Origin of the sequence: Burkholderia sp. Bp9012 (genome assembly GCF_003853825.1) — a bacterium.
Classification (GTDB): Bacteria; Pseudomonadota; Gammaproteobacteria; order Burkholderiales; family Burkholderiaceae; genus Burkholderia; species Burkholderia diffusa.
Genome location: NZ_QTQA01000017.1, coordinates 103,679 through 119,859, shown reverse-complemented (window position 1 = coordinate 119,859; position 16,181 = coordinate 103,679). Strand labels below are relative to the sequence as shown.

12 protein-coding genes are annotated in these 16,181 nt (G+C 67.9%); 4 read left to right on the top strand and 8 right to left on the bottom strand.

All coding sequences use genetic code 11. The features are described 5' to 3' along the window. Positions 1-27: 27 nt before the first annotated feature. The 6 genes from DIE11_RS22995 to DIE11_RS22970 all read right to left on the bottom strand — a co-directional run bounded on the left by DIE11_RS22995 (position 28) and on the right by DIE11_RS22970 (position 5,396). Entirely contained in the window at positions 28-1,152 is a 1,125-nt protein-coding gene (locus tag DIE11_RS22995) for an amidohydrolase family protein (protein ID WP_124627274.1), read from the bottom strand. Positions 1,153-1,192: 40 nt separating this feature from the next. Continuing rightward, entirely contained in the window at positions 1,193-2,833 is a 1,641-nt protein-coding gene (locus tag DIE11_RS22990; protein ID WP_124627272.1) for a cation acetate symporter, read from the bottom strand. Continuing rightward, positions 2,830-3,189, bottom strand: coding sequence for a DUF485 domain-containing protein (locus DIE11_RS22985; RefSeq protein WP_124627270.1), 360 nt, complete (start codon positions 3,187-3,189; stop codon positions 2,830-2,832). The genes DIE11_RS22990 and DIE11_RS22985 overlap by 4 nt, the downstream gene beginning before the upstream one ends. Before the next feature lie 82 nt (positions 3,190-3,271). Then, the gene (locus tag DIE11_RS22980) at positions 3,272-4,498 is read right to left on the bottom strand and encodes an FAD binding domain-containing protein (RefSeq protein WP_059606133.1); all 1,227 of its coding nucleotides are present in this window, start codon (positions 4,496-4,498) and stop codon (positions 3,272-3,274) included. Between the two features lies 1 nt (position 4,499). Then, entirely contained in the window at positions 4,500-4,982 is a 483-nt protein-coding gene (locus DIE11_RS22975; protein WP_124627268.1) for a VOC family protein, read from the bottom strand. 141 nt (positions 4,983-5,123) lie between these two features. Next, the gene (locus DIE11_RS22970; protein ID WP_124627266.1) at positions 5,124-5,396 is read right to left on the bottom strand and encodes a ubiquitin carboxyl-terminal hydrolase 14; all 273 of its coding nucleotides are present in this window, start codon (positions 5,394-5,396) and stop codon (positions 5,124-5,126) included. Positions 5,397-5,614: 218 nt separating this feature from the next. On the opposite strand from DIE11_RS22970, the gene DIE11_RS22965 reads away from it, so the two are divergent. Next, positions 5,615-6,892, top strand: coding sequence for an NAD(P)/FAD-dependent oxidoreductase (locus tag DIE11_RS22965; RefSeq protein ID WP_124627264.1), 1,278 nt, complete (start codon positions 5,615-5,617; stop codon positions 6,890-6,892). Positions 6,893-6,932: 40 nt separating this feature from the next. Here the strand turns inward: DIE11_RS22965 and DIE11_RS22960 are convergent, their stop codons facing one another. After that, positions 6,933-12,017 carry an AAA family ATPase gene (locus tag DIE11_RS22960; RefSeq protein WP_124627262.1) on the bottom strand — a complete coding sequence of 1,695 codons (5,085 nt, stop codon included), beginning with the start codon at positions 12,015-12,017 and terminating at the stop codon, positions 6,933-6,935. A 359-nt stretch (positions 12,018-12,376) separates the two neighbouring features. On the opposite strand from DIE11_RS22960, the gene DIE11_RS22955 reads away from it, so the two are divergent. The 3 genes from DIE11_RS22955 (at position 12,377) to DIE11_RS22945 (ending at position 15,117) form a co-directional block, all read left to right on the top strand. Further along, positions 12,377-13,861: a winged helix-turn-helix domain-containing protein gene (locus DIE11_RS22955; RefSeq protein WP_185633805.1), complete on the top strand. Its 1,485-nt coding sequence runs from the start codon at positions 12,377-12,379 to the stop codon at positions 13,859-13,861. Between the two features lie 103 nt (positions 13,862-13,964). After that, the gene (locus tag DIE11_RS22950; protein WP_124627258.1) at positions 13,965-14,336 is read left to right on the top strand and encodes a response regulator transcription factor; all 372 of its coding nucleotides are present in this window, start codon (positions 13,965-13,967) and stop codon (positions 14,334-14,336) included. 106 nt (positions 14,337-14,442) lie between these two features. Further along, positions 14,443-15,117, top strand: coding sequence for a response regulator transcription factor (locus DIE11_RS22945; protein WP_124627256.1), 675 nt, complete (start codon positions 14,443-14,445; stop codon positions 15,115-15,117). Between the two features lie 80 nt (positions 15,118-15,197). Here the strand turns inward: DIE11_RS22945 and DIE11_RS22940 are convergent, their stop codons facing one another. Next, a complete protein-coding gene (locus DIE11_RS22940; RefSeq protein WP_185633804.1) occupies positions 15,198-16,166 on the bottom strand; it encodes a LysR family transcriptional regulator in 969 nt (322 codons plus the stop codon). Positions 16,167-16,181: the final 15 nt, after the last annotated feature.

Sequence of the window (16,181 nt, the reverse complement as noted above, 5' to 3'; positions counted from 1 at the left end):
CACGCAACGCCGGTCGGAATGTTCGCGCTAGATTCTCAGCAGCTTGCCCGCGTTGCCGCCGAGGATCATCGAACGCTGTTCCGCCGTCAGGTCGAGACGGTCAAGAAAGCGGACCGGTTGCTCGTAACCCATGTCGAAACAGTAGTCGCTGCCGAGCACGAGCCGGTCGACCCCGACGTTCTCCATCAGGAAGTTCAGCACGGGGCCCGAATGAGACACCGTGTCGTAGCTGAAGCGCCGCAGATAGCTGCTGGGCCTTTGCGCGAGCCGGCGCGTTTCGGGGCGGGCGGTCCAGCCCGCGTCCAGGCGCCCGAAGAGGATCGGCAACGCGCCGCCCGCGTGCGGCAGCGTGACGTGCAGGGTCGGGTGGCGGTCGAGCACGCCGCCCAGGATCAGGTGCGAGCCCGCGATCGCCGTATCGAACGGATTGCCGAGCAGGTTGCTCAGGTAGAAATCGCCGAGCCGCGCGCCGCCGACCGTTTGCTGCGGATGCAGAAACACGGGCAGGCCCAGTTGCTCGATGCGTGCGAACACCGGCGCGAACAGCGGATCGTCGAGATCGCGGTTGTCGATGTTGGTGCCCATGTACACGCCGCGCACGCCCGGCAACTGCGCAGCGCGCTCGAGTTCGTCGATCGCGTCGGTGGCGTTCAGCATCGGCAGCGTCGCGAGGACGACGAAACGCGTCGGGTGCCGCTGGTAGACGCGCGACGCGGCCGAATTCCAGTCGCGCGCGAGCTTCGCGTTGAACGGCCGGTCGCCCCAGTACGCCATCGGCACGCTGAGCGACAGCGCCTGCACGTCGACGCCGGATGCGTCCATGTCCTTGAGCCGCTGGTCGACGTCGATAAACTTCATCGGCAATGGCCCGAGGCCGCCGGCGGGCGTCCGGAACGTGAACGACGCGTCGTCGCACGTGAACGCGCCACCGAAGCGCTTGCCTTCGCCGCCGACCAGGTCGCAAAAGCTCTCCGGGTAGTAGTGCGCGTGGATGTCGATCGAACGGGGCCGGTGCGGCGGCACGGCGGCAGGTGCGCTCGCGGTGTCGGCCGCCGATGCGGGGCGTCCGGCGACGGCCGTACCGGCGAGCGCGGCAAACGCGCCGAGCAGGCGGCGCCGCGCCGGCGACATGCAGCAGGTGCAATTCAACATGGTGTCTCTCATGGGATGTCGATTTTTCGGTGCGTGCGGATCAGCCGCGTTGCGTCGCGCCCATTTCGCATGTGACGAGCTGCGTGTCGAACTGCGCGCGTTCTCGTTGCGCACGGGCCGAGCGATCGGTCACGGAGAACAGGACGACGCCGGCGAACGCCGCCGCCATCGAGAACAGTGCCGGATATTCGTACGGATAGACCGCATGCGCATGACCGAGCACCTGCACCCAGACGGTCGGGCTCAGCACGGTCAGCGTGACGGCGGTCGCGAGCCCGGTCAGGCCGCCCAGCACCGCGCCGCGCGTCGTCAGGCCGCGCCAGTAGATCGAGAGCAGCAGCACGGGAAAATTCGAGCTTGCCGCGATCGAGAACGTGAGGCTGACGATGAACGCGATGTTCTGCTTCTCGAACGCGATGCCGAGCAGGATCGCGAGCACGCCGAGTACCAGGGTCGTCCCGCGGGCCACGCGCATTTCCTCACGATCGGACGCCTGACCGCGACGCAGCACGTTCGCATAGAGGTCGTGCGAGATCGCCGACGAACCCGCGAGCGTCAGTCCGGCGACCACGGCCAGAATGGTCGAGAACGCGACCGCGCAGATGAAGCCAAGGAACACGTTGCCGCCGACCGCATGCGCGAGATGGATCGCCACCATGTTCGCGCCGCCCGTGATCGCGCCGGACGCGTCGTGGTATTGCGGGTCCGACGCCACGAGCGCGATGGTGCCGAAGCCGATGATGATGATCAGCACGTAGCCGGCGCCGACGATGCCGGTCGCATAGAGGATGCTCTTGCGGGCCGCCTTGACGTCGCCGACCGTGAAGAAGCGCATCAGGATGTGCGGCAGGCCCGCCGTGCCGAAGATCAGCGCGAGGCCGAGCGACACGGCCGAGACCGGATCGGATACCAGGCCGCCGGGGCGCATGATCGCCGCGTGTTTCGGATGGACGAGAATCGCCTGCGCGAACAGCGCATCGAGGCTGAAGCCGAAACGGCTCAGCACCATGATCGCCATGAACGCCGCACCGGCGAGCAGCAGCACGGCCTTGATGATCTGGATCCAGGTCGTCGCCAGCATCCCGCCGAAGAACACGTAGACGACCATCAGCACGCCGACGAACAGCACCGCGACCGTGTAGTTCAGGCCGAACAGCAGCTCGACCAGCTTGCCCGCGCCGACCATCTGCGACACGAGATACAGCAGCACGATGACGATCGAGCTCGAGGCCGCGAACGCGCGGATCGGCCGTTGCCGGAGGCGATAGGACACGACGTCGGCGAGCGTGTACTTGCCGAGGTTGCGCAGCGGCTCGGCGATCAGGAACAGGATGATCGGCCAGCTCGCGAGGAAGCCGACCGAATAGATCAGGCCGTCGTAGCCGCTCGTGAACACCAGCGCGGAGATGCCGAGCAGCGACGCCGCCGACATGTAGTCGCCGGCGATCGCCCAGCCGTTCTGGAACGCGGTGATCTTGCCGCCCGCGGCGTAGTGGTCGGCCACGCTGTGGTTCTTGCGCGCGGCCCAGCGCGTGATGAAAAGCGTCGACGCGACGAACAGCAGGAACATGCCGATCGCGACGGGATTGTGCCCGTGCGCCAGCGTCGCGGGGCTGGCCGCGAATGCCGGCGCCGTGCCGGCGGCGACGAAGAAGATCGATGCGAGGAGCAGGCGTTTCATTGATCGCCTCCGTGACGAATGGACGCGACGATCGTGTCGAATGCCGAATTGGCCCGATACACGTAAAGCGCGACCAGTGCGAACGTGACGACGAACATGCCGAACCCGATCGGGATGCCCCATGGCGTAGGCCGGCCCGGCACGATTGGCTGTCCGAGCAGCGTCGGCGAAAACGCCAGCGTCAGGATGAACGCGAAATAGAGGGTGAGCATGACGAGTGTCAGGGACCAGGCGAACAGCCTTCTGCGCCTGACGAGATCGCGAAAGCGGGCATCGCGCAGCAGCGGATGCGTGGCCTGCGCCGGCGCGTCCAGGTCCGGCGCGGTGCCGGCGGCAGCCGGAATGGGGTGGTTCACGGTGTCTCCTTTTGGTTTGGGTATCCGGGCCGGGCAACGGGCAGAGGGCGCCGCGCGTCGCGCACGCCGCGCCCGTGCCCGATCAGAAATGCGGCGGAACGGCGGTTTCCCGCATCACGACTTCCGGCGTGCGATAGCGCTCGGCCATTTCGCGTTCGGTGTCGTTCTTCAGTTGCGCCTGCATGTAGGCGCCGAGGTGGCGCGCGTGCTGCACGATCGCGGCACCGAATGCCGTGCGCGTTTCGCTGTATTCGCACAGCGCGTCGAGCGTGTCGGTGCGCGTGGCGAGCGCCGTGACGAGCGCGAGCGCATCGCCGGCGGCTTTCGTGACGCCCATTCCGCAATGCGGCCGCGCGACGAACGCGGCGTCGCCGAGCAGCGCGATCCGGCCGAACGCCATGTTCGGCACTTCGAGGTCGTAGATCGGCTGGAACAGCGGTTGCGTCGCGCGCGCCACGACCTCGGCGAACTGCGGCGCAAGCAGCGCGTGCGCCGCGTCTTCCAGCTCGGCGAGGACGTCGCGCCGGATCAGCGTCGGTGGAATGCCGCCCGCCCACAGCTTGCCGGTCTCGTCGGTCAGCAGGTTCGGCAGGTCGGACGCTTCGCGAGTCGCGCGATACCAGACGAAGTTGTAGCGGCGCTCGCCGGGTTTCGTGCTGTTGCCCTGGCCGGCGACCGGATAGCCGAGGATCTGCTCGTGCGGCGGCAGGCCGAACGCGAATTTATCGAACAGTGTCGCGTGGGTCGCGTCCGACAGATCGGCTTCGTCGACCAGCCCGCGCCAGGCGACGTAGCCCGCGTACTGCAACTGCGCATCCGGCAGGAATTTCTCGCGGATCGCGGAGCGGAATCCGTCGGCCGCGATCACGAGATCGGCATGCACGACCGAGCCGTCGGACAGCGTGACCGATGCGCGATCCGGTCCGTCCGCGACATCGGTGACGACGCCGCCCGAGTGGTAATGCTGGTCGGGCAGCGCGGCGCGCAGCACGTGGTACATCTTGCTCCACGCGGTGAGCGTCTGCGGCAGCGTGCGTTCCGACTCCACGGTGCCGTCCGCGGCCAGCGTGATGCGCGATTCGACCTTCACGCCGATCGATGCGTCGATGCGCACGCCCGCGGCGAGCATCACGTCGAACAGTTCCGGGTGCGTGACGATGCCGGCGCCGCGGCCCGAGAGCGCCTCGGGCACGCGTTCGAACACATCCACGTCCCAGCCGTTGCGCAGCAGCAGATTCGCGGCAAACAGGCCGCCCAGCGAACCGCCGATGATGGCGGCCTTGCGATTCGTCGAAGTGCGGTTGTTCATGTCAGTCTCCGTGGGTGCCGCCGGCCGTTGCAGCGGCGGCGGGAAGTGTCAGGCAGGCGACCTCGGCGGCAGGGAAGTTGAGCTCGATCGTCACGCCGGACGGATCCTCGATGAAGACCTGGTGCAGCCCGAGGCTCGGCACCGTGCGGTCGCGCCACGCGATGTTTTCGGCACGCAGCGTGTCCCACATCGCCTCGACGCCGGTCGCGAGGAACGCGATGTGGTCGACGGTTCCGGTGCCCGTTGCGGGAAGATCCTTGTCGCCGAGATAGGCCGCGAGTCCGTCGGGGTTCGCCGGATCGACGCCGATGATGTGGACCGTGCCGAAATCGGCTTCGTCGCCGCCCTTGTAGAGCCATGCGCCGGGAAAGTCGAACGGCGGGCGATAGCCGCGTTTGAAGCCGAGCACACGTTCGTAGAAGTGGCACGATTTCTCGAGATCGAGCGTGCGGATCGAGTAGTGCGCGAGTCGGGATACTGGCATGGCGAACCTCTTGTTTATCGAAAGATAAGTTATCGTTCGATAAATACTAGTCGAAAAAAGCGGTGAGAAAAAGCCGCAATCGAATCGTGTTAACCCTAGGCCCGAAACGGTGCCGGATGCCGGTGCGCGGTGCGCGGTGCGCTACGACGCGATTTCGCCGGCCATGACGTCGTCCGCATAGCACCAGACCCAGCGCTCGCCGGGTTCGATCGAACGCGCCAGTGGGTGAGTCGTTTCGTGGAAATGCCGGCTGGCGTGGCGATTCGGCGACGAGTCGCAACAGCCGACGTGCCCGCAAGTCAGGCACAGGCGCAAATGCACCCACCGGCTGCCGGACTTCACGCATTCCTCGCAGTAGTCCTTATCGGTGGTCAGGATGCGTGCTTCACCGAGATGGGTGCAGTTCGTAGCCATCTTCCGCTCCGATGCCGGCGCAGGAGATCGCTCGCGGCGCGGCCGGCGCGAAGCTGCGAGCGGGGTTGGATACGGTTCATTGTGGACGGTCGTGTCGCGAGCGGACCTTAATTCTTGTTAAGCGTGTCGGCCCGGAGGGCAGGGAGGACGTACAGTCACGAGTGCGGCCGGTGCCACATCCGGCCGGAATCCGACATGGCGATCATCGGGAGGCGCTTATGACTCAGTCGCAGCATGTCAAGGTAATCGGCTTGCCGAACAGCAAGGAGGCCTACGCAATCCGCGACTTCCTGAAGCGCGGCGTGGTCGAGTACGAATGGTGCGAGTTGACGTCCGACACCGATTGCGTGCGCGAGCTGGGCATCGCGCCGCTGCGCGACATCCGGTTGCCGGCCGTCATTTTTCCGGACGGCTCGTGCATTTTCCAGCCGACGCTGCCGGAGATTGCCGCCAAGCTCGGCTGGGTCGCCCGGCCGCGTTTCATCGAGTACGACGTATCGATTTACGGCGCCGGTCCGGCCGGCCTGTCGGCGGCCGTCTACGCGGCGTCGGAAGGGCTGCGGGCCGTCGTGATCGAACGCGATGCGATCGGCGGGCAGGCGGGCACGAGTTCGCTGATCGAGAATTACATGGGGTTCCCGGAGGGCATTCCGGGCGCCGAGCTGGCCGAGCGCGCGCGCCAGCAGGCGGTGAAGTTCGGCGTCGAACTGCTGATGATGCGCGAGGGCGTGCACGCGACGTTCGTCGACGGAAAAATTCGCGTCGACCTGGCCGATGGCTCGATCCTGACCGCGCGCTCGAACATCTGCGCGACCGGGATCGAATACCGCAGTCTCGGCCTGCCCGACGAACAGAAGTTTCTCAACGCCGGGCTGTTCTACGGCGCGGGGTCGAGCGAAGCGCCGATGTGCGAAGGCAAGCACGTATTCATCGTCGGCGGCGGCAATTCCGCGGGGCAGGCCGCGATGAACTTCGCGCGGCACGCGCGCGAAGTCACGATGATCGTCAGGGGCGCGTCGCTGGCGGCGACGCTGTCGCGCTACCTGATCGACCGGATCGAGCGCATGCCGAACGTGACGGTGCGCTACGGCTCGACCGTCGACGCGCTGCACGGCGACGGCCGGCTCGAAGCGATCGTGATTCGTTCGGAAGACGGTGCAAGCGAAGTGCTGCCGGCGACGCACCTGTTCGTCTGCATCGGCGGTGCGCCGAACACCGAATGGGCCCGGGATACGAACATCATCCGCAATCCGGGCGGCTATCTGGTGACCGGCAGCGACCTGTACGACTGCCCGGCATTCGAGCGCGTGTGGCCGCTCGAGCGCCGGCCTTACTATCTGGAAACGAGTGTGCCCGGTTCGTTCGCGGCGGGCGATGTGCGCTCGGGTTCGGTCAAGCGGGTGGCGTCGGCGGTCGGCGAAGGGGCGATGGCCGTGACGTTCGTGCACCGGTTCCTCGGCGAAGACGCGCATCGGTCGAGCGGCACTCGAGCCTGAGCCGCGCGGCGCCGGTTCCGCCGCGTGCTCGGCCCATGCGTCATCGCGTCGTTGAAACCGGCAGCCGGAACGTCAGTACGGTGCCGTTCCCGTCGCGCGGCGCGGCTTCGAGCGTGCCGCCATGCGCTTCGACGATCGATCGGCAGATCGCGAGGCCCATTCCCATGCCGTGCGATTTCGTCGTGAAGAACGGATCGAAGATCCGGTTCGCGATCTCGGCATCGATACCGGCGCCGCGGTCGGCGACGGAGACGACCGCGTAACCGTCGCCGACGTGCGACGCGATCTCGAGTTCGCACGTTGTGGCCAGTCCGTCCATCGCGTCGAGCGCGTTGGTGACCAGGTTCAGGATCACCTGCTGGATCTGGGTGCGATCCGCCATCACGTGGATGTCGTTGCAATGCAGGTCGACGCACAGCGCGACCTGCTTCGCGTCGATTTCGGTCGCGGTGAGGTGCAGCATGTCGCGAATCAGGTCGTCGATCGCGAGCGGCGCCAGCGCGGGCGGTGCCTGGCGTGCGAGCGATCGCAACGCGCGGACGATGTCGGCCGCCCGCACGCCGGATGCACGAATGTCCTCGAGGCTCGCGAGCGCTTCGCCGAGATCGGGCTGCGTGCCGCGCAGCCAGCGCATGCACGCGCCGACGCTCGACACGATGCTCGTCAGCGGCTGATTGATCTCGTGCGCGATCGATGCGGCCAGTTCGCCCATCACCGTCATGTGCGCGGTGCGCGCGAGCTCGGTTCGTGCATGCCGCAGCGCGGCCTCGGTCTCGAGCCGGCGCGCGTTCTCGTCGATCAGTTCCGCATAGAGCCGGGCGGATTCGAGCGCATTGGCCGCTTGCGGCGCGAGCACTTCCAGCATCGCGATGCGCCGTTGCGAAAACACGCCGTTGGTCAACGCATTCTCGAGATACAGCACGCCGATCAGCGCACCCTGCTTCAACAGCGGCAGGCAGAACAGCGAGCGCGTCGGATGCGCGCGCAGGCTGTCGGCGTGGTCCGGCATGCCTTCGCGCTGCGCGTTCGCGAGCACGACCGGCTTGCGGGTCCGGGCGACGGTGTTCAGGATCGACAGCGGGACATCCTGCTCGGTCGGTTCGCCGCGGGCAATATCGACGATCACGTCGCTGCCGACGACGCGCGCGGTCGCCTCGATCGTCAGCCGGTCGTGCCGGGCGAGCAGCAGCAGGCCATAGCGTGCGCCGGCGTACACGATCATGTTGCGCATCAGCGTCTGGATCAGGCGCTCCAGCACGATTTCTTCGGACAGCGAATGGGCCGCGCGCATCGCGAGCGCGAAATCGAGATCTTCGCGCGCGGGCAGGGCAGGGCCGCCCGGCGACGGGTCCATCACGAGGAACGGATGCTGCGCTTCCATCGCCTGCGCCTTGCCGGTCGCGCCCCAGCGCCGGTAGCACGCATGGGCGAGCCGCAATTGGTGTCGCGCGGGGCCGGCGAGCCCGAGCGACGTGGCGTGATGCGCGGCCAGTTCGTGCGCGAGCGCCTGTTCGTGCACGAAACCATGTTCCGCCGCGAGGCTGGCCGACGCCTCGTACTGCTGCATCGCGACGATATGGTCGCCGCGCACGCGCGCGAATTCGGCGTCGATCAGCGCGAGCTTGTTGCGGAACGTCGCCGGATTGCGTTCGCTCCACGCGGCGAAGCGGGCGCGTTGCGGCGCATGGCGTTCGAGCAGCCGCTCGGGCGGCGTGGCGCCGCGGTCGCTCGCGATGCCGGCCAGTACGCCGAACAGGTGGAAGTCGGACAGCATGATGTGCGCGGGCGTCGACCACGCGCTCGAAGCGGCTGCCTCGAGCGACGCACGCGCCGCGTCCGCGTCGCCGAAAATGAAGGCCGCCTGGCCGGCGAGCACGTCGGTCCAGAACTGCAGGACCGACATCGGTGTCTTCGTCGACGGCCGGGCACGCCAGGAGCCGATCGGCCGGTGGTAGCCGAGCTGCAGCGCGTCGATGAATTCGGACTGGGTGGACACGAGATCGACGATGTCGTCGTAACGCGCGCCGCGTGCGATCTGCAGCAGCGGATCGATCTCGTCGCGGATCGCCGGCAGTGCTTCGCCCATCGAGAGCAGATCGCTGACGATATGGTTGCAGCTGTAGCACATCCAGCGCAGCTCCGCGCTTGCATTGCCTGCCGCTTTCGCATCGCGTGCGCGCTCGAGTGCGTAGGACAGCGGCTGGGTCCAGACGCTCACCTGGTCGAGCGCGATCAGCGTCGCGGAGCGGTAGCGCTCGAAGCCGTGGCGATCGACCAGTGCGAGCGCGACCTTCGCGAATTCGAAGCCGTCTTCATACGCGTCGTGATGCCCGACGATGCTGACGCCGTACCACGCAAGCCCCTGCACCGACGCGGCGGTGATGCCGTGGCGCAGGGTCAGCCGGACCATCGTCGCGAAATGCAGCAACATCAGCCCGCCGCTCGGATAGAACATCGCGGCTTCGAGTGCGGTCAGCAGCGCCATCGTGGCTTCGACGCGCGCATCGGTCATCACGGGCAGGTCGACGAGGTCGCGGATGGCGCGGCCGTCGAGGGCTTCCCGCACGGCGTCGCAGGCTGCCGCGAGATCGGCTTCGGCCGGCTCGGCCGGCAGTTCCACGCCGAGCAGCGCCAGCCCGGCCAGCGCGACGTCGACGGCTTGCCGGTAGCGCGACTCCACCGTGAGTTGCGCGGCCTTCAGCCGGTGCGCCTCGGCACGATCGGCCGGCGTGCGCGTACGCGCCATGAGCTCGTCGATCGCGTCGGATGCCTGCGCGGTTTCGCCGATCGCGAGCAGCAGGCCGCTGCGCAGGATGCCGATCCGGCTCGCGAGACCGTAGTGCTGCGACCACGCATGAGGACCGAGCAGCGCTTGCGCGGACGCGAGAAACGACAGCGCGCGATCGCGCGCGGCGGCGGGGGCCGCCGCCTCTGCGGCGGCGACCAGGGCATCCGCGAAAGCGAGCGCGAGCACGCCGTCGAGCGGCGCGGTTTTCGCCTGCTCGATCTGAGTGGCGAGTTCCAGCAGGGATTCGGTCGACCGCGCGTTCGCGCGGCCGAGCATCGCGGCGGCGATCCGGGCGTGGGACTGCGCGCGCTCCGCGCGCCCGGCAAGCGCGTGGACGGCTTCGAGGATGCGGTCGTGAACGAAGCGCCAGCGGTTGCCGGAGAGCGACACGAGGCCCGCCTGGCGCGCGGGGTCCAGCCAGAAACGGAGTTCGGCCCACGTCTTGCCGGCGGCGGCGCACAACAGCGCGTCGTCGGCATCGGTGCCGATATAGGCCAGCAGCGACAGCAGCGTTCTCGATTCAGGCGGCAGCCGCTGCATCCGGATCGCGAGCAGGCTCACGATGTTCTCGGTCGGGTGGTGCGCGTCGATGTCCGACGCACGCCACTGCCACGTTTGCCGCATCGGGTCGTAGCCGAGGAGCCGCTCGTCGATCAGCGTGCGCAGCAGGTGCTGGATGTGGAACGGATTGCCGCCCGTCCTGCGGTGAACGATGTCGCCGAGCCCCGACAGCCGGGCCGGCGCCTCCCCGAGCATGCCGGCCAGCATGTGCGTGACGTCGGGTGCGTCGAGCGGCGCCAGCGTCAAGGCCGACAGGCGGACGGGGTCGAGCTGTTGCAGGAAGCGGCGGAACGCCGGTGTGTGATCGTGTTGCGGCCCGCTTCGATAACCGGCCACGATGTAGAAATTGGCGGGCGGATCGACCGCGATCGACGCAAGAAACGCGAGCGTCGCGTCGTCTGCCCACTGGATGTCGTCCAGCGCCATGACCAGCGGTTCGGCCGGCGCCGCGAACGCACGGAAGGCATTCACGACGATCTGGCACAGATGAAATTCCGGAATCGCATCGGTATGGTCGAACGCGACGGGCTCGACATCGAGCAGCCACGCAATCTCCGGGAGGATGCCGGACAGCAGGCTGGCCTGACGGCCCACACAGTCGCGCAGCCGCGCGGCGATCGCCGCGATTTCGTCGTCGGGCCTGGCCAGCGCGCTGCCGAACAGCGCGCGCAATGCCTGCAGCACGGGCGCGTAGGGCCGTGCGGGCTGGAATTGATCGACCTTCGCCGACGTGCACCAGGCCGTGCGCCGCGCCGCTCGCGCATGGCGCATGAAGTCCTCCGCCAGTGCGGTCTTGCCGACGCCGGCCGGCCCGTCGATCAGGACAATGGCCGTTTCGCCGGTTCGCGATACGGCCGCCAGCACCGCCTCGAGCCGGCGGGATTCGGCTTCGCGGCCGACCAGCTGATCGGGCGCGCGCAAGCCGGCGAGCGGATCGCTGCCGCCGAGCGCGAACGGCTCGACGCGGCCTGCGGCCAGCCAGTCGCGCCGGATACGTTCGAGATCGTGCTGCACCGTTTCGCAGGACGGGTAGCGATCGGCGGGCTCCTTGGCGATCAGTTTCAGGATCAGGTCGCTCAGGACGGCAGGCAGGTCGTCGCGAAAGGTGGTGGCCGTCGCCGGCTGCATGGCGACATGCGCGTGGACCCATTCGGACGTCGACGTGGCCTTGTAAGGCATCGCGCCCGTCAGCAGTCGGAACAGCGTGATGCCGAACGCATACAGGTCGGAACGCTCGTCGACGCATGAGCCGTCGGAGACTTCGGGCGCCGCGTAGGCCGCGAAATCGGTGCGCATCGTACTCGCCACGGCGCGTTCCGTCCGACGGTCCCACGCATGGGCGAACGAGCGGAGCATCACCGTGCCGTCCGGTGCGATGACGAAACTGGCCGGTTGCAGATCGCCATGCAGCCAGCCGCGCCGATGAAGCTCCCCGAGCGTGCGCGCGGCCTGGATCGCCGCGTCGAGAAAGACGTCGAGCGGCAGCCGCCCGTCCGCCAGCGTGTCGAAGCCACGCACGTCCGGGCGGGGATAGACGAGCACCGGGCCGTCCGCGGCGCGGATCAGCGAAACCGGCATGAGCGCCCACGCCGGCTCCAGCGCTTCGTTCAATGCGTATTCGTGCTCGAATTGCCGGCAGCGCTGGTCGGATTCCCACCCGGTCTGGCACGCGGACCACACCTGCCCCGTTCCTGCGTCGGTCAGGTCGAACCACAGCACGTCGCCCGATCGGACGGCATTCGACAGGCGGGCGCGCGCCAGCCAGTCGGCATCCATTCGCTTCGTGTCGTCCGGGGCGCGCAAGGGTTGGTTCACGGTAGGGGCAGGTTCGGTGGAGCAGGGTGTAACCGGCGCGTCATACGAAATCGGCCGGGCTGGATTGCGCACGTTCGGGCGGCGGCCCGTGCATTGTCCATCAGTCCGACGAACTCTGCAGTACCCCACCGCGCACCATTCCCGACGACCGAGCCGGCCGGTACCCGACTAAACCTATAGATAATGGCCGGCGCGCCTGCCACGCCATACGATAGGTTCAAGCCTCCCGACACGCATCGATGCGTGTCCGGCGGGCCGAACAGGGGGTGTCGCCTCGCGAGGCGGCGCAAGGTGCGGAGCAGCATAAGCGAGTGCGGATCATGTACACGTTCGGGCGGGTGACGGTTTCCCTTGAGTGTCGCGAAGTCTGCGTCGACGGGCAGCCCCGGTATATCGGCGCCCGGGCATTCGAGATTCTCGAGCTGCTGGTGAAGGCGGCCGGCAGGCTCGTGTCGAAGGACGAGATCATGCAAGCGGTGTGGCCGAACACGATCGTGGTCGAGAACAACATCCAGGTGCACGTCTCGACGCTGCGCAAGCTGTTCGGCGGCAAGCACGGGTGGATACGAACCGAATCGGGCCGCGGCTATCGGCTCGCGCCGCCGGCCGACCTGGCCTATGCGGACCGTCAGCCGGACCGGGTCGAGCCGGCGCGCGGCACCCGCGCGGGCACCGCCCCGCGCAAATGTCCGCTGATCGGCCGCGAGCAGGAAGCGGCCGAACTGCACACGCTGCTCGAGCGCGAAGCGCTCGTGACACTGGTCGGCCCCGGCGGCGTCGGCAAGACGCATCTCGCGCTGGAGGTGGCGACGGCCTGGTCGGCGGTGCGCGGCATCGAGATGGTCCGGATCGATCTTGCCGGCTGGCAGGGCGGCGCGACGCTGGAGTCCGCGGTGCTGGACGCGCTCGACCTGCCGCTCGGCCCGGCCGCCGGGCCGGCCGACGTCGTGCGCGCGATCGCCGCGCAGCGCGTCATGCTGGTGCTCGATAACGCCGAGCAGCATGTCGACGAACTGGCGGACCTCTGCGAAGCGATCGCGGAGGCGAATGCCGGCACGATACTCGTCGTGACCAGCCGCGAACCGCTGCGTGTCGCCGGCGAGCGCGTTTATCGCGTCGGGCCGCTGCCCGTGCCGCCGGCCGGCGCGAACGAGGGCGAGATCGTCGCGTGCGGTGCGGTGCGCATGTTTCTGGCCCGGGCGCGCGCGATGGGCACCGACATTCCCGCGGATGCGAAGACGCTGGACGCGATCGCGACCATCTGCCGCCGCCTGAGCGGCCTGCCGCTCGCGCTCGAGCTCGGCGCGGCCCGCGTCGCGTTGCTCGGGATCCAGGGGCTGGCAGCCGATCTCGACAAGTCTGTCCTGTCGTTGTCCGGCGGTCTGCGTACGGCGCATCCGCGCCAGCAGAACCTCAGGGCCACCATCGAATGGAGCTATCGGCTGCTCGACGATGCGGAGCGCACCGTGCTGTGCCGCCTCGCGGTATTTCCGGATGCGTTCCGGCTCGATGCGGCGTGCGCGCTGGCCGCCTGCGACGAACTGGGTGCCGCCCGCGTGCTCGACTGCCTGGTCAGCCTTGCATCGAAATCGCTGCTGGTCGTCCATTCGGTCGGACTCTCGAAGCATTATTCGCTGCTCGAGGTCGTGCGTGCGTATGCGCTCGAGAAGCTGGCGGAGTCGGGCGAAGCCGGCCGCCTGCATGCCCGGTGTGCGTCCTTCGTCGGCGAGGCGCGCGCGGAGACGCTGCCGCCGGCGCAGGCGACGTCCGTGCAACCGCTGCTGGCGGCACGGTCGTGGGCGTGACACACGGGTTGTGCGCGCGTGGCGCGCAGCGGTAACGCCGTCCGACGCGGCGTAAGCTGCATGGCGATGTTCTGGATTGACAAAATTTTCAGGTTCTCATTTCATGGCCATTGTTTGCATCATCGATGACGATGCGTCGGTCCGTAAGAGTCTTGCCAGCCTGCTGAAATCGGCTGGCCATACCGCATTGCCGTTCGCGTCGGGCGAGGAATTCCTCGCGGCCGGCCCGCTGGACGACGTGGTTTGCGTGCTGGTCGATCTGAAGATGAAGGGGATGAGCGGTCTCGACGTCCAGCGTCTGCTGGTCCAGCGCAAGGCGACGCTTCCGGTCATCTTCATGTCGGCGCACGGCGACGACGAGTCGGTCCGTCGCGCGCTTGCGCAAGGCGCGGTCGCGTTCTTGCGCAAGCCGTTTCCATCGGACGATATGCTCAACCTGATCGATCACATCGCATCCGGCGCGCCGCCTGCGTGAGCGGCGGCCCATCGACCGGCCGCGCCGCAGGCGGCGCGGCGGTTCCGGTCGGCCTGTTCTTAGTTTATCATTCGATAATGAAGCGGATGCCTACACAGGAAATGCAATGGCGAGCACGCCGGATATGACGTCGATCGGCAACCGGGGCGGGGGCGACTCCGCCCCGATCGTCTATGTGGTCGACGACGACGAAACGCTGCGGCGCGCGTTGAGCTCGCTGTTGCGTTCGGCGGGATGGCGCGTCGAGACGTTTGCGTCTTCGCGGGCGTTTCTCGCGTTCGAGCGGCCTGCCGTGCCGAGTTGCCTGATCCTCGACGTGCGTCTCGCCGACGAGAGCGGGCTGGCCCTTCAGGAGGAAGCGGTGCGAGCGGGCCTGAACGTGCCGATCCTGTTCATGACCGGTTACGGCGACGTGGCCACGACGGTCAAGGCGATGAAGGGCGGCGCGCTCGACTTCCTGACGAAGCCGTTCGACGACGATGCGATGCTCGATGCCGTCGGTCACGCACTGGCCCGCGATGGCGAGCGCCTCGCGCGCGACCGTGCGCTGGACGCGGTGCGCGCGGCCTATGCGTCGTTGACGCCACGCGAACGAGAAGTGATGAGCCTCGTGGTCGCTGGCCTGATGAACAAGCAGATCGCAGCGAATCTCGGGCTGCAGGAAATCACGGTGAAGGTGCATCGGGCCCAGGTCATGAAGAAGATGCAGGTCCGCACGCTGCCGGATCTCGTGCGGCAAGCCGAGGCGCTGGGCGTGGGCCCGGCCGGCGCGCGCGACTGAGCGGGACGGCCTGATCGTTCGACGCAACGGCGCCGGCTTCGACGCGGTGCGCCGGGCCGCTACGATGCGGACGACGGCATTCATGCGGCCACTTCGCTGTCGGCATCCGCGGTGTGCGTGACGGCGCGCGCGTCGTGTCGCGCTGCCGGCCGGGTATCGGGGTTGTCGTCGAACGCCGCGACGAGATGTTCGGCGAGCGTTCTGATGCGCGCGGGCAGGTTCCGGCGCGAGTGATAGAGCAGCGATGCGTCGAGGTCACCGACCTGCCAGTCGGGCAGCAGGCGAACGAGTGCGCCGTCGCGCTCGAGCGGCCGCGCGAGATGCTCCGGAAGCACCGCGAAGCCGGTGCCGCGGGCTGTCGCGAGAATCAGCGCATCGAGGCAGTTCGAGCGGATCGCGCCGGCCAGCCGTATCTCGGCGCTCGCGCCGGTACGCCGGTGCCGCAGCGGCCATACCGAGCCGCTACCCGGTTTGCCGCCGCGCGCATCCATGCGTTCGAGCGCCTGTGGCGAGTCGGTTGCCCCACCCGCGGCTCGATACACCGGGCTCGCGTAAAGGCCCATCGGGATGCGCCCAAGGCGCCGCTCGATGCACGTCAGGCTCGACGTGCGTTCGGTGACGATCGAGAGATCCGTTTCGCCGCTCAGGGCCGCGCTCGGGTGGTCGACCCAGTCGACCCGGATTCGCACGAGCGGATGCTGCCGATTGAAATCGGCCAGCACCGGCACCAGGCGATCGACGCCGAACAGGTTCGACACCTCGATCGAGATGTCGCCGTCCATCTCGCTGGCATTGGCGTGACAGCAATCCGAAAAGTGCTCGTATTGCTCCAGCAACGCGCGCGCCTGCTCGAGCACGTCCTCGCCGACGCGCGTCAGCGTCACCTTGCGCGTCGTGCGGTGAAACAGCAGCACGCCGAGCGACGTTTCCAGGCACCGGATCGCGCGGCTGATGCAGGGAACGCCGAGCCGATGGGCTTCGGCGGCTTTCGTGAAGCTGCCTTGTTCGGCAACCGTCTTGAGTATCTCGAGTGTTTTCAGGCGATCCATGACACGTCTCGCTTC

Bases quoted from the DNA above. Each gene is read 5' to 3' on its own strand.
- DIE11_RS22970 (WP_124627266.1), bottom strand. From the start codon at position 5,396: ATGGCTACGAACTGCACCCATCTCGGTGAAGCACGCATCCTGACCACC.
- DIE11_RS22995 (WP_124627274.1), bottom strand. From the start codon at position 1,152: ATGTTGAATTGCACCTGCTGCATGTCGCCGGCGCGGCGCCGCCTGCTC.
- DIE11_RS22955 (WP_185633805.1), top strand. From the start codon at position 12,377: ATGTACACGTTCGGGCGGGTGACGGTTTCCCTTGAGTGTCGCGAAGTC.
- DIE11_RS22960 (WP_124627262.1), bottom strand. From the start codon at position 12,017: ATGGATGCCGACTGGCTGGCGCGCGCCCGCCTGTCGAATGCCGTCCGA.
- DIE11_RS22940 (WP_185633804.1), bottom strand. From the start codon at position 16,166: ATGGATCGCCTGAAAACACTCGAGATACTCAAGACGGTTGCCGAACAA.
- DIE11_RS22965 (WP_124627264.1), top strand. From the start codon at position 5,615: ATGACTCAGTCGCAGCATGTCAAGGTAATCGGCTTGCCGAACAGCAAG.
- DIE11_RS22980 (WP_059606133.1), bottom strand. From the start codon at position 4,498: ATGAACAACCGCACTTCGACGAATCGCAAGGCCGCCATCATCGGCGGT.
- DIE11_RS22945 (WP_124627256.1), top strand. From the start codon at position 14,443: ATGGCGAGCACGCCGGATATGACGTCGATCGGCAACCGGGGCGGGGGC.
- DIE11_RS22975 (WP_124627268.1), bottom strand. From the start codon at position 4,982: ATGCCAGTATCCCGACTCGCGCACTACTCGATCCGCACGCTCGATCTC.
- DIE11_RS22950 (WP_124627258.1), top strand. From the start codon at position 13,965: ATGGCCATTGTTTGCATCATCGATGACGATGCGTCGGTCCGTAAGAGT.
- DIE11_RS22990 (WP_124627272.1), bottom strand. From the start codon at position 2,833: ATGAAACGCCTGCTCCTCGCATCGATCTTCTTCGTCGCCGCCGGCACG.